At 74.7% G+C, this 20,457-nt stretch carries 11 protein-coding genes; 6 read left to right on the top strand and 5 right to left on the bottom strand.

Annotation, left to right across the window (positions count from 1 at the left end):
• The first annotated feature begins 7 nt into the window (after positions 1 to 7).
• From D7318_RS34675 to D7318_RS25670, 6 genes are all read left to right on the top strand, one after another.
• Positions 8 to 8,935 carry a type I polyketide synthase gene (locus D7318_RS34675; protein WP_120699594.1) on the top strand — a complete coding sequence of 2,976 codons (8,928 nt, stop codon included), beginning with the start codon at positions 8 to 10 and terminating at the stop codon, positions 8,933 to 8,935.
• 125 nt (positions 8,936 to 9,060) lie between these two features.
• Entirely contained in the window at positions 9,061 to 9,906 is an 846-nt protein-coding gene (locus D7318_RS25690; protein WP_120699593.1) for a 3-hydroxyacyl-CoA dehydrogenase family protein, read from the top strand.
• Between the two features lie 12 nt (positions 9,907 to 9,918).
• Positions 9,919 to 10,185: an acyl carrier protein gene (locus D7318_RS25685; protein WP_120699592.1), complete on the top strand. Its 267-nt coding sequence runs from the start codon at positions 9,919 to 9,921 to the stop codon at positions 10,183 to 10,185.
• A 4-nt stretch (positions 10,186 to 10,189) separates the two neighbouring features.
• A complete protein-coding gene (locus tag D7318_RS25680) occupies positions 10,190 to 11,320 on the top strand; it encodes an acyl-CoA dehydrogenase family protein (RefSeq protein ID WP_120699591.1) in 1,131 nt (376 codons plus the stop codon).
• Positions 11,317 to 12,408, top strand: a complete 1,092-nt coding sequence (locus D7318_RS25675) for an HAD-IIIC family phosphatase (RefSeq protein WP_120699590.1) — start codon at positions 11,317 to 11,319, stop codon at positions 12,406 to 12,408. The genes D7318_RS25680 and D7318_RS25675 overlap by 4 nt, the downstream gene beginning before the upstream one ends.
• Positions 12,405 to 13,169, top strand: coding sequence for a thioesterase II family protein (locus D7318_RS25670; RefSeq protein ID WP_120699589.1), 765 nt, complete (start codon positions 12,405 to 12,407; stop codon positions 13,167 to 13,169). The genes D7318_RS25675 and D7318_RS25670 overlap by 4 nt, the downstream gene beginning before the upstream one ends.
• 394 nt (positions 13,170 to 13,563) lie before the next feature.
• Here the strand turns inward: D7318_RS25670 and D7318_RS25665 are convergent, their stop codons facing one another.
• The 5 genes from D7318_RS25665 to D7318_RS25645 form a co-directional block, all read right to left on the bottom strand.
• Entirely contained in the window at positions 13,564 to 16,899 is a 3,336-nt protein-coding gene (locus tag D7318_RS25665) for a beta-ketoacyl synthase N-terminal-like domain-containing protein (RefSeq protein WP_183091604.1), read from the bottom strand.
• A gap of 65 nt (positions 16,900 to 16,964) precedes the next feature.
• Positions 16,965 to 17,756: an ABC transporter permease gene (locus tag D7318_RS25660; RefSeq protein WP_120699587.1), complete on the bottom strand. Its 792-nt coding sequence runs from the start codon at positions 17,754 to 17,756 to the stop codon at positions 16,965 to 16,967.
• A complete protein-coding gene (locus D7318_RS25655) occupies positions 17,746 to 18,579 on the bottom strand; it encodes an ABC transporter ATP-binding protein (RefSeq protein ID WP_120699586.1) in 834 nt (277 codons plus the stop codon). Before D7318_RS25655 ends, D7318_RS25660 begins: the two co-directional genes overlap by 11 nt.
• Positions 18,573 to 20,153 carry an acyl-CoA ligase (AMP-forming), exosortase A system-associated gene (locus D7318_RS25650; RefSeq protein WP_120699585.1) on the bottom strand — a complete coding sequence of 527 codons (1,581 nt, stop codon included), beginning with the start codon at positions 20,151 to 20,153 and terminating at the stop codon, positions 18,573 to 18,575. Before D7318_RS25650 ends, D7318_RS25655 begins: the two co-directional genes overlap by 7 nt.
• Positions 20,146 to 20,406, bottom strand: a complete 261-nt coding sequence (locus D7318_RS25645; protein WP_120699584.1) for a phosphopantetheine-binding protein — start codon at positions 20,404 to 20,406, stop codon at positions 20,146 to 20,148. The genes D7318_RS25650 and D7318_RS25645 overlap by 8 nt, the downstream gene beginning before the upstream one ends.
• Between the last annotated feature and the right edge of the window lie 51 nt (positions 20,407 to 20,457).

The raw sequence follows: 20,457 nt of genomic DNA, 5'->3' as shown, positions 1-20,457 counted from the left end.
GGATGACGTGACCGAGTACACCTCTCCCGACCCCTCGACCGACGTCCCGTCGGACCTCGCGACCGGTCTGCCGACGGACGTCCCGGCCTTCCCGACCGACCCGACCGTCCCGACCGGCCTCTCGGCGGGCGGGCCGACCGACATCGCCCTGGTCGGGATGGCGGGCCGGTTCCCCGGGGCCCGCGACGTGGCGGGGCTCTGGGAGTCCATCAGGGAAGGGCGTTCGGGCATCACCGACTTCACCGACGCCGAGCTGCGCGCCGCAGGGGTGCCGAGCGCGCTGCTCGCGGACCCGGCCTATGTCCGGTCGGGCGCGGTGATCGACGGGATCGAGGAGTTCGACGCCGAGCTGTTCGGCCTCGGGCCGAGGGAGGCCCAGATCCTCGACCCGCAGCACCGCCTCTATCTGGAGCACAGCTGGGCCGCGTTGGAGGACGCGGGGTGCGACCCGGCGCGCTTCGACGGGACCGTCGGCGTCTTCGCGGGCAGCGCGTGGAGTTCCTATCTCGCCAACAACCTCACCCCGGCCGGGATTTCCCTGGACATGGGCGTCACCCTCGGCAACGAGAAGGACACCCTGGCCACCCGGGTCGCGCACGTACTCGGCCTGACCGGGCCCGCGTTCACCGTGCAGAGCGCCTGCTCCACCTCGCTGGTCGCGGTGTGCGTGGCGGCGAGCAGCCTGGCGAGCTTCGAGTGCGACCTGGCCCTCGCGGGCGGCGTCTCGCTCGCCGTGCCGCAGCGCGTCGGCTACCTCTACCAGGAGGGCGGCATCGCCCCGCCCGACGGCCGCTGCCGCGCGTTCGACGCGGCGGGCCTCGGCGCGCCGCTCGGCAGCGGCGTCGGGGTGGTCGCGCTGCGGCGCCTGGACGACGCGCTGGCCGACGGCGACCGCGTGTACGCCGTGCTGCGCGGCTGGGCGGTCAACAACGACGGCGGCCGCAAGGTCGGCTTCACCGCCCCCGGCGTGGACGGGCAGGCCGCCGTCATCGAGGAGGCGTTGGCGGCCGCCGGGCTCGCCCCCGGCGACATCGACTACGTCGAGGCGCACGGCACCGGCACCGCCCTGGGCGACGCCGCCGAACTCGCCGCGCTGCAACGCGTCTTCCGCGGCGAGTCGCCGCGCATCGGCTCGGTCAAGACCAACGTCGGGCACCTGGACAGGGCGGCGGGCGTCACGGGCCTGATCAAGACCGCCCTGTCGCTGCACCACGGGGAGATCCCCGCGACGCTGCACTTCGCGGAGCCCAATCCTCAACTGGCGGACGGCGAGGCGCGCTTGGACGTGGTCACCGAGCGGCAGCCGTGGCCGCGCGCGGAACGGCCACGGCGCGCGGGCGTGAGCGCGTTCGGCATCGGCGGCACCAACGCGCATGTCGTCGTCGAGGAGGCTCCGCCGCCCGTGGAGCCCGCCCGCGCCGATGAGGCGCCCAGGCCAGAGGTGCTGGTGTGGTCGGCGCGTTCCGAGGCCGCCGCCGACCGGGCCACGGCGGATCTCGCGGCGCATCTGGCGGCCACGGACGACGCGTTGGCCGACATCGCGCACACCCTGCGGACGGGCCGCCGCGAACTGCCGCACCGGCGGATGCTGGTGGCCGACTCGCCCCGGGCCGCCGCCGACGCGCTGCGCGCGGGCGCGGCAGCGACGGGCGTGGGCGGCGCGGGGCGGGCCGGGCTGCTGTTCGGCCGCCTCCCCGTGGGACATGACCGGGTGGCCGCCCAACTCCTGGCTCCCGAGGCGGGGTTCGGTGACGAGCGGGGCGTGGCGGCGGGCTTCGGGCGCGCCCTCGCGCTGGCCCGGCTCGTGCTGTCCTGGGGCGTGGAGCCCGCGCTGGTGGCGGGCGGCGGCGCGGGTGCGGCCGTGGCCGCCTGCCTGGCCGGGGTGTTGTCGCGCGGCGACGCCCTCGCCCTGGCCGAGCGCCGCGCCGAGCTGGGCGAGGCGCCCTCGGCGGCCCAACGCGCCGAGCTGGCCGCCTGGTTGGCCGAACGCGCCACCCTGGCGCCCGCGACGCTGCCGCTCGTCTCCGTCACCACGGGTGAGCCCGTCACCGCCGAATGGGCGGCCGACCCACGCCACTGGGCCGAACAGGCCTGCGCGCCCGAGGAGTTCGCCGCCCCGTCCACCGAGGACGGCACCGTGCTCGCCGATGTCGGCACCGGCAGGCCGGGGGCGCTGCCCCTGCTCCCCGCCGACGACGACCCCGCGGCGGCCCAGGCGTTGCTCGCCGAGGCGGCCGGGCGGCTGTGGCTGGCCGGGGCGCCCCTGGACCCGCGGGCGTTCGGAGCCGGGCGCGGGGCGCGCACGGTCGGGCTGCCCACCTATCCGTTCCAGCGCGAGCGTTACTGGATCGAGCCGCCCGCCGCCGAGGACGACGCGGGTGAGGCGGTGCGGCTGCTCACCCCCCGGTGGCGGCCCGCGCCCGAGGCCCCACTCGCCCCGCTCACCGGGCGTTACCGCGTCATCCCCGAAGGCGGCGGCGTCGCCGAGGCGTTCGCCGCGCTCGTGCGGCGCGACGGCGGTGCCCTCGTCACCGAGCGGCCCGATGTGATCGTGGACCTCTCGGCGGCCGAACGCGCCGACGCGGCGGTTGACAGGGTTGACACGGTTGACGTCGTTGACGCCGTGGCTTCCGCCGCGGCTCTGCTGACCGGGGCCGAGGCGCCGGTCCTGCTGGTGACCAGGGGCGGGCAGCGGGTCACCGCGGCCGAGGCGCCCGCCCCCGCCCAGGCGGCCCTGGCGGTGCTCCCGGCCGTCGCGGGCCAGGAGCACCCCGGGCTCGAACGCCGCTGCCTCGACCTGGACCCGGCCTACGGCCCCGCTGAGGCGGCCCGCGCGCTGGCCGCCGAGCTGGGCCGCCCCGCCGATGGGCCGCTGGCCGCGCACCGGGCGGGCCGCCGTCACCTACCCGGCCACGCGCCCGCCACCGCCCGCCCCGCGACCGCGGTCAGGACCGGCGGCACCTATCTGGTGACCGGCGGGCTCGGCCCGGTCGGCCTGCTGATCGCCGAGCACCTGATCCGGCGCGGCGCCGCCCGCCTGGTCCTCACGGGGCGTGGCGAGCCGGGCGACCGGGCCGACCGGCTGCGCTCCCTCGGCGCCGAGGTGCACACCCCCAGGCTCGATGTCACCGACCGGGCCGCGATGCGCCGCCTGCTGGCCGATGAGCGTTTCGACGGCGTCGTCCACGCCGCCGCGGACGCCGGGCCTGACACGCTGCTGCCCCTGGCCGCGCTCGAACGCGCCACGCTCGCCCGGCAGTTCGGGGCCAAGGTGGGCGGTGCCGAGGTGCTGGCCGAGCTGATCGACGCGCTGCCGCCCGGGCGGCGCCCGGACTGGTGCGTGCTGTTCTCCTCCACCTCGGCCGTGCTCGGCGGCGTGACGCTCGGCGGCTACGCGGCGGCGAACGCGGCCCTGGCCGCCTGGGCCGAGGGCCGCGCCCCCGGCACCCGCTGGATCGCCGCCGCCTGGGACACCTGGCCCGGCACCGCCGCACGGGTCGAGGGCCGCGTCGGCGCCGCCCTGTCCGCGCACGCGATGACCGAGGCGCAGGCGCTCGACGCCTTCGACCGGGTGCTCGCCCATGGCCCCGGCCCGGTGGTCGCGGCGGCGGGCGGCCTCGAGGGCCGCCTGCCCACGGCGGGCTCGGCGCCCGTCGAGGCCAAGGCCCCGGCGGCCCGCTTCCCGCGCCCCGACCTGCCGCAGCCCTACGCGCCGCCGCTGACGGGCACCCAACGCGCCCTCGCGGAGGTCTGGTCGGCGGTGCTCGGCGTCGAACCGGTCGGCGTACGCGACGCGTTCTTCGACCTGAGCGGCAACTCCCTGCTGGCGCTCCAGATGCTCGCCGAGGTCAAGAGCCGCTTCGGGGTCGCGATCCCCACCGTGGCCCTCTTCGAGAAGCCCACCGTGCAGGCGCTTGCCGACCTGCTGGACGAACGGGCCGCTGCGGCACAGGAGTTGACCGCGAGGCCCGGACCGGCACCCGCCGCCGCGCCGCCTGGTCCCACCCCGCCCGTCGGCCACGACGACCCGGCGCCGCTGCCCGCGTGCGTCGGCGGGCTCGTGGGCCCTGGCGGAACGGCCAGGCGCGCCAGGCCCGTTGAGCCGTCAGGGCCCGCCGCGGCGGTCGAGCCCGCCGCCTCCATCACCCCCGCCGTCCCCGCCGTCTCCGCCGCCCCGGACGTCCTCGACTCCGACGCGGACCGGCACATCGCGATCGTCGGCATGGCGGGCCGCTTCCCCGGCGCGGGGGACGTGGACACGTTCTGGCGCAACCTGTGCGACGGCGTGGAGTCGATCAGCTTCTTCACCCCGGAGGAGATGATCGCGGCGGGCGTGGACCCCGAGACCGCGAGGGACCCGGCCTATGTGGCCGCCCGCCCGGTGCTCGACGACGTGACCGGCTTCGACGCCGCGTTCTTCGGGCTGAGCCCCCGCATGGCAGCGCTCACCGACCCGCAGCAGCGCCTCTTCCTCGAAGTCTGCTGGGAGGCGCTGGAACACTCCGGCTACGCCAGGCCCGAACACCGGGGCCGCGTCGGCGTGTTCGGCGGCTGCAACCTCAGCACCTATCTCCTGGGCATCGCCGACCGGTTCACCTCGGACGAGGACGCCAGCATCTACGAGCTGGTCATGGGCAACGACAAGGACGCCCTCACCACCACCGTCTCCTACCTCCTCGACCTACGAGGCCCGAGCGTGGCCGTGCAGACGTTCTGCTCCACCTCGCTCGTCGCGGTGCACACCGCGATCCGCGGACTGCGCGCCGGGGACTGCGAGATGGCGCTGGCGGGCGGGGTCTCGGTCCGCGTGCCCGACCGGGTCGGGCACCTGCACACCCCCGGCGGCATGGAGTCCCCCGACGGCCATGTGCGGACGTTCGACGCGCAGGCGCACGGCAGCATGTTCGGCGACGGCGCCGCGGTCGTGGTCCTCAAGCGCCTGAGCGACGCGCTCCGCGACGGCGACCACATCTGGTCGGTGATCCGCGGCTCGGCGATCAACAACGACGGTGCGCTCAAGGTGGGTTACACCGCCCCCAGCGTCGCGGGCCAGGCCGCGGTCATCGCCGAGGCCATGGCCGACGCCGGGGTCGACGCCGAGGACATCGGCTATGTCGAGGCCCACGGCACCGGAACCGAGCTGGGCGACCCGATCGAAGTGGCCGCGCTCACCCGGGCGTTCGGCCCCACCGCCACCCACCAGTACTGCCCCATCGGCTCGGTGAAGCCCAACGTCGGCCACCTCGACCGCGCCGCGGGCGCCACCGGGCTGATCAAGACATCCCTGGCCGTCCGCGAGGGCGTGCTGCCGCCCACCCTGCACTACACGGCCCCCAACCCCGAGATCGACTTCGCGCACAGCCCGTTCTACGTCAACGCCACGCTCACGCCCTGGCCGAGCGGCGACCGGCCGCGCATCGCCGGGCTCAACTCCCTCGGCATGGGCGGCACCAACGTCCACCTCGTCGTCGAACAGCCCCCCACCAGGCCCGGGCGCCGGGGCGGCGACGGCGCAGGGCGGCGCCACCAGGTGGTCCCGGTCTCCGCCCGCACGGCCGACGCGGCGGACGCAGCCGCGGCACGCCTTGCCGAGCACCTGCGCACCACACCCGAACTCGACCTCGGCGACGCGGCGTTCACCCTCCAGGTGGGGCGCGGGACGTTCGAGCACCGGCGCGTCGTGGTCGCCACCGACACGGCGGGCGCCGCCGCCGCGCTGAGCGAGGCGCCCGCGACCCGCTTCGACCCGGTCACCGGGCGCCAGGTGGCGTTCCTGTTCACCGGCGTCGGCGAGCAGTACCCGGGGCTCGTCGGTGAACTCCACCGGCGCGAACCGGCGTTCAGAAGGGCCCTGGACGCCTGCCTCGACCTGCTGCCCGAGACCCTCGGGTCCCGCGACGAGCTGGCCGGGCTGCTGACCGGGGAGCGCGGCCCGGTCGGCGGCGACCTCGCGGCACTGCTCGGCCGCCGCGCCCCGGCCGACCCCAGGGCGGCGGCGCTCGAACGCACCGAGATCGTCCAGCCGTTGATGTTCGCGGTCGGCTACGCGCTGGCCACCACCCTGATGGAGTGGGGCGTGCGCCCCGCCACGATGCTCGGCTACAGCGTGGGCGAGTATGTGGCCGCCTGCCTGGCCGGGGTGCTGTCCCTCGAGGACGCGCTGGCCCTGGTGGTCCACCGCGCCCGGCTGATCGAGGGCGCCGAACGCGGCGGCATGGCGGCCGTTCCGCTCTCCGAGGCGGCGCTGCGCGAGCGCGTCTCGCTCGAAGGGCTCGACATCGCCGCCGTCAACGGGCCCGAACTCACCGTCGTCGCGGGCCCGTCGGACCGGATGGCGGCGCTGTCCGATGAGCTCGGCGCCGCCGGGGTGCCCTGCCGCCCGCTGCGCACCACCCACGCGTTCCACTCCCGGATGCTGGCCCCGCTGGCCGACGAGCTGACCGACTGGGTCAGGGACAACGTCAGGCTCAACGCCCCCACACTGCCCTATCTCTCCGATGTCACCGGCCGCCCCGTGGACGCCGAGCTGGTCACCGACCCCGGCTACTGGGCACGGCACATGTGCGAGCCCGTCCGATTCCTCGACGCCGCACGGGAGTTGCTGGCCGACGAGGAGCTCGCCGTGGTCGAGATCGGCCCCGGGCAGTCGCTGGGCGCGCTGCTGCGCTCGGCCGGGTGCCCGCCCACGCGCTGGCCCCTGATCACCGCGACCCTCCCGGCCGAGGCCGATCCGCGCCCGGACGACGAGGTGTTCACCGAGGGGCTGGCGCGGCTGTGGCTGCTCGGCGTCGACCTCGACTGGGCGGCGCACCACGCGGGCGCGGGGCGCGGCCGGGTGCCGCTGCCGACCTACCCGTTCCAGCGGCAGCGTTACTGGATCGACGCGGCCCCCAGGAACGCCTCCCGGCGCGTCGAGATCGAGGCGCCGGGCGAACTCGGCGGCCCGCTCGGCGAGTTCGACCGGATCCCGCTGCTGCCCGAGGAGGAGTGGCTGCACCTGCCGGTCTGGCGGCAGGCGCCGCCCACCGCCCCCGAGCCCGTAACGCCCGTGTCCTGGCTGGTCTTTGTGCGGCCCGGCGCCGGTGAGCGCGTGCTCGGCGCACTGCGGAAGCGCGCGGACGCGGCGGGCGCGCGGGTGACCGTGGTCCGCCCCGGCGAGGCGTACGGGGTCTCCCCCGAAGGCCTGACGGTGCGGCCTGGCGATGTGGACGACGCCCTGGCGCTGCTGCGCGGCCTGCGGGCCGATGGCGTTCCGTTGGAGCGCGTGGTGCACCTGTGGAACGTCGGCGAGGACAGCGTTGCGGAAGGCAGCGTCGCGGAAGGCACCGTTGCGGAAGGCGATGCCCTGTCCCTCGGCCTGCACACGCTGGTGGCGCTCGCCCGCGCCGCCGGTGAACTCGGCCTGGCCGACTGGCGCCTGGACATCGTGGCGACCGGCACCCAGCGGGTGCTCGACGACGCCGAGGTCCGCCCGGACGCCGCCACGCTGACCGGGCCCGCGCTGGTCATCCCGATGGAGTACCCGACGGTGGCCACGCGCCTGGTGGACGTCGGCCCCGATCCCGACCCCGCCGCCGTGGTGGCCGAGTTGCACCGCCCGGTCGCCGGGCGGACGGTGGCGCTGCGCGGCACCAGGCGCTGGCTGCCCCACTACGAGGTGCTGCCCGCCGTCGAGGGCGACACGGCGCGGGTCGAGGACGACCCGGCGCCGAGGGGCCCGCGCGAGGGCGGCGTCTATCTGATCACCGGCGGCCTCGGCGGCCTCGGCCTGGCGATGGCCGAGCGGCTGGCCCGTGAAGTCCGCGCCCGCCTGGTGCTGTTCGGGCGGCGAGGGCTGCCGCCGCGCGAGCGCTGGGCGGCCGTCGCCGAGGGCACCGACGAGGCGCCCGAGCGGATCCGCGACCGGGTCAGTCAGGTGCTCGACCTGATCGCCCTCGGCGCCGAGGTCGAGGTCGTCGAAGGCGATGTCGCCGAGCCCGCCGACGTCTTGGCGGCGGTCCGGCTGGCCGTCGAGCGGTTCGGCGCGCTGCACGGCGTGCTCCACACGGCCGGGGTGCCCGGCACGGGGCTGATGCAGTTCAAGAGGCCCGGCGACGCCGAACAGGTGCTCGCCCCCAAGCTGGCCGGCGCGCGGGCGATCACCGATGCCCTGCGCACGGCCGGGGTGGCGCTCGACTTCCTCGCGCTGTTCTCGTCCATCACCTCCGTCACCGGCGGCGGCCCCGGGCAGGTCGACTACTGCGCGGCCAACGCGTTCCTCGACGCCTACGCCCCCGCCCTCGACCAGCCGACCGTGTCGATCGCGTGGGGCGAGTGGACATGGAACGCCTGGGACGAGGGGCTCTCCGGCTACGAGGAGGGCATCAGGACGTTCTTCCGCGAGCATCGGGCCCGTTTCGGCATCGACTTCGAGCCCGGCTGGCGCACACTGCTGCGCGCCCTGGCCTCCGGCGAGCCCCATGTGGTCGTCTCCACCCAGGAGTTGCCCGCGGTGGTGCGGGTCGCCAGCCGGTTCAGCGTGGACGCGGTGACCACATCCCAGGGCGCGGGGGACGCCTCGGACCGGCACCCGCGCCCCGACCTGGTCACCCCGTTCCAGGAGCCGGGCGGCCCGGCCGAGGAGGCCGTCGCCGAGGTGTGGCGCCAGGCGCTGCGCCTCCAACAGGTGGGCGCGCTCGACAACTTCTTCGAGCTCGGCGGCACCAGCCTGCTCGGGATCACGCTCCTGGCCACGCTGCGCCAGTCGTTCCCCGAGGCAGACCTGCCGCCCCATGTCATCCACGAGGCGCCGACGGTCGCGGCGCTCGCCCGCGTCATCGACGGAACGCCCGCCCCCGGCGGACCCGGCGGCGAAGGCGAACGCGACACCGCCGAGCAGGGTCGGCTGCGCCGGTCCGGACTCAGGGCCGCCGCGGCCCGGCGGCGCAGACCCTGAAGCACACCGACCGGAAAGCGACCGGTACACCGACGGGCGCACCGACCGCGCGGCAAGCGGCCAGCACGGCATCAGCGCGGCAACAGCACGGCAAGCGAACGACAGGCACAGGAAATGGAGGAGTCATGGCCATGATCGGCGTGGTGGGCGCGGGGGTGATGGGCGTCGGCGTCGCTCAGAACCTCGCCCAGGGCGGGCACGAGGTGGTCCTCGTCGACCGGGACGAGGCGGTGCTCGCCGAGGCCAGGACGGCCATCGCACGGAACAGCAGGATGAGCCGCCTCATGGGCGGCCCCGCGCTCGACGCGGACACCATCCTGGCCGCCATCTCCACGGCGGTGGGCGTGAGTTCGCTCGCCAAGGCGGACATCGTCATCGAGAACGTCACCGAGAACTGGGACGTCAAGCGCGCGGTGCACGCCGAGTTGGACGAGGCGTGCTCCCCCGACACGGTGCTGGTGGCCAACACCTCGGCCATCCCGATCACCAGGATCGCCTCCGTCGGCGCCCACCCCGAGCGGGTCGTGGGCGTGCACTTCATGAACCCCGTCCCGGCCAAGCCCGTGGTCGAGCTGATCCCCGGCGTCCACACCAGCGAGCAAACGCTCGAGCGCACCAGGGAGTTGCTGCGCTCCATGGGGAAGCGCTGGGTGGACGTCAAGGACGCCTCGGGCTTCGTCTCCAACCGCGTCCTCATGCTCACCGTCAACGAGGCGGCGTTCCTCGTCCACGAGGGCGTCGCCACGGCCGAGGCCGTGGACGAGGTCTTCAGGGGCTGCTTCGGCCACCCGATGGGCCCGCTCGAGACGGCCGACCTCATCGGCGTCGACACGATCCTCTACAGCGTCGAGGTCCTCTACGAGGCCTACGCCGACAGCAAGTACCGCCCGTGCCCGCTGCTCAAGCAGATGACGGACGCCGGGCTGCACGGCCGGAAGACCGGCCGCGGCTTCTACACCTACGAGAGCTGAGGAGAACACACCATGACGACCCACGCCACCGCCACCACGGCCGAGACGATCACGGGCTTCATCACCGGCCGCTTCCCACGCGCCGAGATCGACCCCGCCAAGGACATCTTCTCCCTCGGATACATCAACTCCCTCTTCGCGATGGAGCTGGTGATGTTCATCGAGAAGACCTTCGAACTGACCATCCCCAACGAGGAGCTGAGCATCGACAACTTCCGCACGGTCGAGGCGATGACCGCCCTCGTGGACCGGCTGCGCCCCGCCGTCACGACGGGCTGAGCCGATGACCGACCAGCTGACCGCGCTCGACCGCGCCACCGCCCGCCGGTTCGTGGACGAGCACATCGCCCCCTTCGCCGACGCGTGGGACCGCGCGGGCGCCGTTCCCGAGGAGGCGCTCACCCGCATCGGCGAAGCGGGCCTGTGGGCACCGTTCCTGCCACCCCGACTCGGCGGCTCCGGAACGGACATGGTGACCCTCGGCGCGATCCACGAGGAGGTCGGGCGTGGCTGCTCGTCGGTGCGCAGCCTGCTCACCGTGCACACCATGCTGGCCTGGGCGCTGCGCCGTTGGGGCAGCGAGGCACAACGTGACCGCTGGGGCCCCGAGTTGGCCGCCGGACGGGTGCTCGGCGCGTTCTGCCTGTCCGAGCCCGGCGCCGGGAGCGACACCTCGGGCATCACCACCACGGCCCGCCTCGACGGCGGCGCCTGGGTCGTCGACGGCGTCAAGAAGTGGATCACCGGCGGCCAACGTGCCGATCTCTTCCTGGTGTTCGCCCGCGGCCCGGCCGCCACCGTGGCGCTGCTCGTGCCCAGGGCCACCCCCGGCGTGACCGTGACGCCGATCGACGACATGCTCGGCACCCGCGCCTCGATGCTGGCCGAGGTGTCCTTCGACGGGGTGCGGCTCGGGCCCGACGCGCTGCTCGGCCCCAGCGGCTTCGCCTCGGGCATGGTGCTCACCGGCACGCTCGACCTGGGCCGTTACAGCGTCGCCGCGGGCTCGGTCGGCATCATCCAGGCGTGCCTCGACGCGTGCGCCGACTACACGTCGAGGCGCCGGGTCGGTGGGACGCCCCTGGGCGAACTCCCCCTGATCCAGGCGAAGGTCAGCGACATGGTCACGGACGTCAGGGCGGCGAGGCTGCTGCTGGCCGAGGCCGGGCGCCTCAAGGACGCGGGCGACGAGGCGACGCTCATGGCCACCTGGGTGGCCAAGTACTTCGCGTCCACCGCCGCGGCGCGCCACGCGTCGGAGGCGGTCCAGATCCACGGCGCCAACGGCTGCGGCACCGGCTACCCGGTGGCGCGTTACTACCGGGACGCGAAGGTGATGGAGATCATCGAGGGCAGCAACGAGATCCAGCGGACGACCATCGCTGGCGAGGCGTATCGGAGGCAGGTTCCGTGAGCACAAGTACCGTGGACGCGGGAGCCGTCGGCACGGCGGTGGCCGCCCCGCCGAAGCCGACGCGGGGCAGGATCAAGTGCGTGGTGTGGGACCTGGACAACACCCTGTGGGACGGCGTCCTGTTGGAGGACGGCGACGTGCGGGTGCGCCCCGCCGTGCTGGAGCACATCCGCCGCCTCGACGCCCTGGGCGTGCTCCACTCCGTCGCGAGCAAGAACGACCCGGACGCGGCGACGGCGGCCCTACGCCGCTTCGGGCTCGACGAGCTGTTCCTCTACCCGCGGATCTCCTGGAACCCCAAGTCGGCCGCGATCCAACAGATTTCGGCGAAGCTCAACCTCGGCCTCGACGCGTTCGCCTTCGTCGACGACCAGGAGTTCGAGCTGGCCGAGGTGGAACACGCGCTGCCCCAGGTGACCCGGGTGAACGTGGCGGACATCGACGAGGCCCTGCACCGGCCCGAGTTCCTGCCGCGCTTCGTCACCGACGAGTCCGCGCGGCGCCGCGACATGTACCGCGGCCAGCTGGCCAGGGACGAGGTACAGGCCGAATTCGTGGGCACCAGCGAGGAGTTCCTCGCCGGGCTCGACATGTCGTTCACGATCGCCAGGGCGGGGCGCGAGGACCTCCAGCGCGCCGAGGAGCTGACCGTCAGGACCAACCAGCTCAACTCCACCGGCCGCACCTACTCCTACGACGAGTTGGACGCGCTGCGCTCGTCCCCCGACCATCTGCTGCTGGTGGCCTCACTCACCGACCGCTTCGGCTCCTACGGCAAGATCGGCCTGGCCCTGGTGGAGAAGGGCGACCCCGACTGGCGGCTCAACATGATGCTGATGTCCTGCCGCGTGATGTCGCGCGGCGTCGGAACGGTGCTGCTCGGCCATGTGATGGGCCTGGCCAGGGCGGCGGGCGCGGGCCTGGTCGCCGACCTGGTCGAGACGGGCCGCAACCGGATGATGCAGATCACCTACGCGTTCAGCGGGTTCACCGAGGTGGCCAGGGACGGGGCGCGGGTCACCCTCGCCGCCGACCTGGCCGCCATCCAGCCCGCGCCGCCGTATGTGCGCCTCGAGGTGGTCCCGTGACCGCGCGGGCGTCGCGCTGGCTCCCGTTCCCGGTGGCGGCGGGGGCCCCGCGGCTCTACTGCCTTCCACACGCGGGGGGTTCGGCCTCGGCGTTCAGGCCGTGGCTGGGGCGGCTCGGCGGGGTGGCGGTGTGCCCCGTCCAGCCGCCGGGCCGGGAGACCCGCCCCGACGACGCGCCCCCGGCGAGCATGGCCGCCCTGTGCGCCGACCTCGCCGACCGCGTCATCGCCGAAACGGACGGCCCCTACGCGGTGTTCGGGCACAGCCTCGGCGCGCTCACGGGCTTCGAGTTGATCCGCGCGATCCGCGAGCGGGGCGGCCCGCTCCCCGAGCACCTCGTCGTCTCCGGCTGCTCGGCGCCGCAGACGCTCACCGGGGACGCCGAGGGGCTGACCGACGAGCAGGTGCTCGGGCTGATGCGGGGACTGGGCGGCACGCCCGAGTCGTTCCTCGACGACCCGCGCGTGGTGCGGATGATCCTGCCGCGGGTCCGCGCGGACCTGGCCGTCAGGAACAGCTTCCGCTACGCGCCGGGACCGCCGCTCGATGTGCCGATCACCGCGCTGGCGGCGGACGACGACCCGCGCGCCGACGTCGCGTCGGTCGCGGCCTGGCGCGACCAGACGATCTCCCGGTTCCGCCTCCACACCTACCGCGGCGGCCACTTCGCGGTCCTCGCACAGGAGGACCGCACCCTGGCCCATCTCCGCACCGCCCTGGCGCCATGGCTCCCGGCCCCCACCGCGGCGGCACCTGTCTGAGGCGGGAACCATGGCGGTGGCACGCCCCGGGGGTGGAGAGCGCTCTCCGCCTCGGGGCGTGCAACGTTGACGGGCGGGGGGGTGGAGGGAGGGACGGGGCGGGACGGGCGGGGCGGGTAAACGGATTCCAACGGCTGACCGGAGCCGATGGCTGCGAGATGCGGCGGGAGAGCGCTTTCCGGTCGGAGGCGGTGGACAGGGCCCGAGGGCACGGAGCGCTCCCGAGGGGAGAGCGCTCTCCCCTTGGGTTCCGCACCACCCCGGAGAGCGCTCTCCGCTCGGCCCCGCGCCGCGCCGCCTCGGAGAGCGCTCTCCCTCCTGAGGCTTGCACCCAACCCTGGAGAGCGCTCTCCCCCCTCCCCTTCTCTCCCCCCCCGCCGCCCAACAGCCCCCCTCAGCCGCCCAATTCCTCGACATACGCCGCCAGTTGGCGCACGGTGGGGTATTCCACGAGGGCGGTCAGGGGCAGTTCGACGGAGTGCGCCTCCGCGAGGCGCGTGGCAATGCCCACGGCCGCCGCGGAGCGTCCGCCCAGCTCGAAGAAGTTGTCGTCCACGCCCACCTCCGCCAGCCCAAGGCCCGCGCACCACAGCTCGGCGACGGCGCGCTCGCGGTCCGTTCCCGGCTCGACCAGTGGGGTGGCCAGCGCGGGGCGGGGCCGCGACGCCCGAGCCCCGGTACCCGGTCGGGACCGCCCGGGCCCCTCGGCCCGTTCGGCCCCGTGGGCCTCGCGCGGTGGGTCGCCGCCGATCACCACATGGTCGAGGTGATCCGCGGCGGCGAGCAGGCGGTCGAGCGCGGCGTGGGCCCGTTCGCCCTCGGCCACGATCCACCGGCCCGCGCCGCGCAGCCGCGCCGCCCGGGCGTGCGCGGCGACGGCGCCACGCGGGGCCAGGGCGACACGCGCCCTCGGCGCCCGGTCGCCGAGCGCGGCCTGGAGCGCGTGGAAGCCGTCGACGGTGGCCGGGGAGAGCACCGCGGCGTCCACCCGTTGATGGGGGGTGACCGCCTCCCCGGGGCGTGCGCGGACCACGTTCGCGCCCGCGTCGGCCAGCCATCCGGCGGCGGCCTCGTCGTCGCCGACGAGCAGCACGTTCAGGCCCGACACCGGTGTGGGGTCGGGGAGTTCACACTCCCGGAAAGCGCTCTCCCAGACACCTCCGCCGCGCACGGCGAGCGGTCCCGCGCCGTCCGTCAGTGCCGCCGCGAGCGCCTGGTCCATGTCGGCGCCGGGGTCGAGGTCCACCTGAACGGCGTTCGGGGCGCCCTCCGCGAGTGCGGAGTGTTCGGGCCGGGTGAGGTCGGGGCCGAGCACGCCCAGGGCGCCGCCGGTGAACACCACGGGGCGGGCGTCCGCCAGCACCGGCTCACCGGCCAGCGCGGCGATCCACGCCTCGGCGTCGTCGGCGGCGCCGCCCGCCCCAGGGGGGCCGAGGGCGAACGCGTGCGCCACGGTCCTGGGCACGGCGATCAGCGAACGGGCAAGCAGCGGCGCGTCGTCGGGCCGCGCGACGGTGAAGTCGCCGCTCGCGTGGGCCGCGAACGCGGCGCCGCGCCGGATGGCGACCACCTCGGCGCCCGCCCCGATCAGCCGCTCCCGCAGCGCCTCCGCCCGCTCCCCGGCGCCCAACAGCAGCCAGGGACCGGCCAGTCGGAGCCGCCGGTCCAGGTCGGCGACCGGCAGCGGGCGGCGCTGCCAGGACGGCAGCAGGACGCCCGGCGCGTTCGGTGCCCCGGTCGCGCCGGGCTCCATCCAGTGGCGGCGGCGTTGGAAGGGGTAGGTCGGCAGCGCGACGCGCCGCCCCGCTCCGCCGTGCAGGGCCGCCCAGTCGAGCACGGCCCCCGCCAGCCAGAGGCGGGCGAGCACGGTCAGCAGCCACACGTCCACGCCATCGCGGCCCGCGCCCTCACCACCGACCCCCGCGCCACCCACCCCGAAGGCACCGACCCCCGCGGCACCAACCCCCGCGGCACCAACCCCCACGCCACCGACGCCGTCGATCGCCACCTCCTCGGTGCCGTCGTCCGCGACGAGGACGCCGATCCGCCGCAGCCCGGAGGCCACGCTCTCGGTGCCGAGCAACCGGCGTGCGGCTGTGACGAGTTCGGGGCTCTCCCCCCCGGTGACCCGCACCCGGGGGTCGCGCCTGCGGGTCTCGCCCTCGATCCAGCGGTCCGGGTCGGCCAGGGCCGCCACGGCGTCCTCGTGGTCCCGCACGACCACGGCCCGGCGCAGGGCGAAGCGCCCGCGGGAGACCTGGAGGGTGTGCGCCACATCGGCCAGGTCGGCGCCCGGGTGCTCGGCGAGATACGCGCCGAGCCGCCGGGTGGCGGCCGACAGCGCCTCCGGGCCCGCGGCCGACAGAGTCAGCAGGTGCGGCCCCGGACGCGGCGCCACGGCCGGAGCCAACGGCGGCTCCTGGAGCACCACATGGGCGTTGGTGCCGCCCACGCCGAACGAGCTGACCCCGGCCCTGCGCGGCTCGGCGCCCGCGGGCCAGGGTCGGTTCTCGGCGAGGACGACGAGGCGGCCCCCGGCCGCCGCGAGGGCGGGGTTGGGCGCCGTGAACCCGGCCGTCGCGGGCAGGACGCGGTCGCGCAGGCTCAACGCGGCCCGCAGCAGGCCCGTCACGCCCGCGGCCCGGTCCAGGTGGCCGATGAGCGGCTTGGCGGAGCCGAGCACGCAGGGCTCGTCCCGCGGGGTGCCGAACACCCGTGCAAGCGCGGCCAGTTCGACGGAGTCGCCCAGCGGGGTGCCGACCGCGTGGCACTCGACATAGCCGATGGACTCCGGCTTGACCCCGGCGACCGCCTGGGCCGTCTCCACCACCGCGGCCTGCCCCGCGGCGCCGGGGGCGGCGTAACCGGCGCGCTCCCGGCCGTCGTTGTTGACGGCGGAGCCCAGGATGACGGCGTGCACGACGTCGCCGTCGGCCACCGCGTCGGCCAGCCGTTTGAGCGCGACGAGCGCGGCGCCCGAGCCCATGACGGTGCCGTTCGCGGACGCGTCCAGGCTGGCGACGCGCCCGTCGGGCGAGAGGATGCCGCCCTCCTCGTGGCGGTAGCCCGCCGCCTGCGGCAGCGGCAGGTGCGCCCCACCGGCCAGCGCCATGTCGCACTCATAGGTGAGCAGGCTCTGGCAGGCCAGATGAACGGCGACCAACGACGTCGAGCAGTAGGTCTGCACGGTGAGGCTCGGGCCGCGCAGGCCGAGCTTCCACGAGATGAACGACGTCAGCGAGTCGCGTTCGACACCGGCGGCCAACAGCCGCCCACCATCCGGCTGTTGGGCCAGGTCGGGGACATGATGGGTCAGATAGTCGGGGAAGGCGCACCCGGCGAAGACGCCGACCGGGACGCCGGGGTCGGTCGGCGGGTATCCGGCGCTCTCCAACGCCTCCCAGGCGCACTCGAGTAGCAGCCTGTGGTGGGGCTCCATCGTCTCGGCCTCGCGGTCGCTGAGCCCGAACGCGACCGCGTCGAACTCCTCGATCCCCGCCACCGGGCCGCCCACCCGCACATGGCCGGGACCCAAATCGGCGCCCGCTGCCGCGAGTTCGGCGTCGGTGATCTCGCGGAGCCCCGAGGCCCCGGCGAGCAGGTTGCGCCACAGCTCGCCGACGTCGTCGGCGCCGGGGAAGCGCCCGGCCATGCCGACGACGGCCACCGCGGCGTCGTTCTCGACCTCGTTCCCCGTACCCGGAGCGTTCTCGTGTCTGGACTCGGTCACTGGTCCCGTCCCTGCGTCGGTCACGGTTCTCGCGTCGGTCACGGCCCCTGCCTCGGTCATGGCGTTCACACCAGGTGGCTGCGGCCCCACCCGTGGGCGAGGCGGTAGGTGGCGAACGCGCCGGTGACCAGCACGATCGCCAGGCAGACCAGGGCCGGGCGGAACGTCTCGGCGACGTCGCCCTCCACCGCGGCGCGGAGCATCGACAGGCCCCAGTAGCCGGGCGAGAACGGCGCGATGTCCTGGGCCCAGCCGGGCATCAGGTCCACGGGCAGGAACGTTCCACCGACCGTGCTGACCGTGATCGCGCCCACGTCGCACGCGACGATCAGGTCGCCCCTGCTGCGGACCAGCGTGGCGAGCGCCGCGCCCATGGCGAGCAGCGTGACGCCCCAGATCGACATGGCGGCGAGCAGCAGCGGCAGCGAGACGGGCAGGGGCATGCCGATCACGGCCACGCCGTAGACGAAGAGGACCGCCTGCTGGAAGAGCAGCACCACGAACACCGGGACGGCCTTGCCGACCAGCAGCTCCCAGCGGGCGGCGCGGCTGGCGCGCAGCCGGTCCCAGGTGCGCCACTCGCGTTCGACGAAGATCGCGTTGCCGACGATGGCCATGGCGAACACGGAGAACATCACCAGCTGCCCGGTGACCGCGTGCACGGTGCCGGTCTCCAACGCCTCCTCGTACAGCGGCTGGAGCATCACCATGAACACCATCGGCGTTATCAAGTAACTGATGAGCTGGGAGGGATCGCGCACGCGCAGCAGCAGGTTGTAGGTGACAAGAGCGCGGGTGCGGTGCAGGGCGTCGCCGAACCGGGTTGCGAGGGGGGCGAGTTGGGCGTCAGTGGACATGGTCGGCCGCCAGGGAGTGGTAGAGGTCGTCGAGGGTGGGGTGGCGCAGCTCGACCGACTCGACCGGTCGCCGCACGCTGCCGAGGATCTCGAGCAGGGTGCCCGTGGGGTCCTGTGAGGAGACGTGGACCTCGCCGTCGGCGGCCGTCACCCGCACCTCGCCGGGGAGTCCTTCGAGGAGTTGGGCGCTGGTGCCGCGGGCGATCACCCGGCCCTTGGCGGCCACGGCGATGGTGGCGTCGAGGTCCATGAGCTCGGCGAGGTAGTGGGTGGTGTAGACGACGGCGGTGCCCTCGCCCGCGCGTTGCTTGACGACGTCGAGGAGCGCCTGGCGGGTCTCGGGGTCGGCGCCCGCGGTCGGCTCGTCGAGCAGCAGGAGCGACGGGCGGTGGATGAGGGCCGTCGCGGCCTGGGTGCGGCGTTGCTGGCCGCCCGAGAGCAGCCCGGCCCTGCGGTCGATGAAGGAGGTGAGTTGGAGGGCGACGGCGAGCTCGTCGATCGCGTCGCGCAGGGTCGCGCCGCGCAGTCCGGCGATCCCGCCGTAGAGGTTGAGGTGTTCGCGGACGCTCAACGGGCGGTAGAGCGCGATGTGTTGGGGTGAGATGCCGATCTCGCCCCGGGTGTCGGCCGGGGGGCGTCCGCCGACGAGGACCGTTCCGCTGTCGGGTTGGAGAAGTCCGGAGACCATCTCGACGAACGTGGTCTTGCCCGCGCCGTTGTGGCCGACGAGGCCGACGATCTCGCCCGCCGCCACGTCCAGGGTGAATCCGTCGAGCGCCCGCACCTCGTCGTAGCGCTTGGTGAGTTCGTTGACCTCTAGCACGCCGGCTCCTGGGAGGTTCGTCGGATGGTCGCGCGGAGTTCGACGCGGTCGAACTTGCCGTTGACCGAGCGGGGCAGTGCCGTCAGCGCCTCGAAGCGGCGCGGCAGCATGTAGGCGGGCAGCTCGCGGGCGAGCGCGCGGGTGAGTTCGGCGACGGTGAGGTCGGGGCGGCGTGGTGTGAAGGCCAACACGACTTCCTGGCCGAGCCGTTCGTCGGGGACGCCGAGTGCCACCGCCTCGCCCACGAGGCCGGTGGCGTAGGCGGCCTCCTCGATCTCGGTGGGGCTGACCCGGTAGCCGGAGGTCTTGATCATGTCGTCGTCGCGGCCGACGAAGTAGAGGTAGCCGTCCTGGTCGCGGTAGGCCGTGTCGCCCGACCAGACGGCGAGTTCGGGGCGGCCCGCGGGCGGGGCTCCCGGCACGGGCCTGAACCGTTCGGCGGTGCGCTCGGGGTCGCGCCAGTACCCGAGGGCGACCAGGGCGCCGCGGTGCACCAACTCCCCGTGCTCGCCCGGCTCGCAGGGCGTGCCGTCGGAACGCACCAGCAGGATCTCGGCGTTGGGGATCGCCTTGCCGATGGAGTCGGGGCGGCGGTCGGCCTGCGCCGGGTCGAGGTAGGTGGAGCGGAACGCCTCGGTGAGGCCGTACATGAGGAACGGCTCGGCGTTCGGGAAGGTCCGCCGCAGCGCGGCGAGGGTGGCGCGGGGCATGCGGCCGCCGGTGTTGGCGAAGTAACGCAGCGCGGAGGTCGCCTCGTCGGGCCACTCCTGCTCGGCCAGGCGCAGCCACAGCGGGGGGACGCAGGTGAGCGCGGTGACGCGGTGGCGGGCGCAGAGGCGCACGATGTCGCGAGGGCCGAGGTAGTTGACGAGCACGAGGTGGGCCCCGGCGATGAGCGACGTGGTGAGCTGGCTGAGTCCCGCGTCGAAGCTGAGGGGCAGCGCGGCGAGGATCACGTCGTCGGGGGTGTGCCGCAGATAGCCCGCGACGCTCTCGGCGCCCGCGAGGAGGTTGCGGTGGGAGAGCACGACGCCCTTGGGGCCGCCGGTGCTGCCCGAGGTGTAGAGGATGGCGGCGGGGTCCTGGTCGATGACCTCGGCGTTGCCGGGGTCGGGGTCGGCGGCGGCGAGCCGGTGCCAGGCGTCGGTGCCGATCGCCACCACGTGCTCGACGGGGGCGTGTTCGGGCAGCGCCGCGGTGACGGCGTGGTGCCGCTCGGCCGTGGTGATGAGGACGCGGGGGGCGCAGTCGTCGACGACGCGCCGCAACTGCCGTTCCTTGTAAAGGGGGTTGATCGGTACGGAGACCGCGCCCGCGGCGGAGGCGGCCAGCAGGGCGACCACCGTTTCGATCCGCTTCTCGGCGTGGACGGCGACGCGGTCGCCGCGCGCCACGCCGAGGGCGCGCAGCCCGCCCGCGACCCGGGCGACCCGTTCGGCGAGCTCGGCGTAGCCGACGGTCTCGTCCCTGAATGTGAGCGCGGGGCTCAACGGGGCGCCGAGCCCGAGGAGTTGGTCCACGCGTACGGGGGCGGCCCCGCACCGGGGTGGGCGCTCGGGGATCGGCTCACGCATCGGCGAACCTCTCGGCCGGGACGAGCGCGCCGACCGCCGCCCACAGGGAGCCGACCGTTTCGAAGGTCTCCTCGGTGATCAGCTCGTCGGGGAGGTCGACGCCGTACGTCTCCTCGAGGTCCGTCAGCAGCTGGACCACGCCCATCGAGTCGAGGCCGAGCGCGGCGAGGTCGTCCGTCGGGGCGATGCCCTCGTCGGTCGCGTACGGAAGATGGGTCACCAGGGTCTTCCTGAACGTGTGCGGTATGTCCATCTCGTCACCATGTTCTCCGTCGGACGGCGGGGTCACCCGCCAGTGCCCCCG

This window comes from Streptomyces radicis, assembly GCF_003626575.1.
In the GTDB taxonomy this organism is placed as follows: Bacteria; Actinomycetota; Actinomycetes; order Streptomycetales; family Streptomycetaceae; genus Streptomyces; species Streptomyces radicis.
The sequence above is the reverse complement of the archived record's forward strand: the minus strand, read 5'-3'. Positions and strand labels throughout refer to the sequence as shown.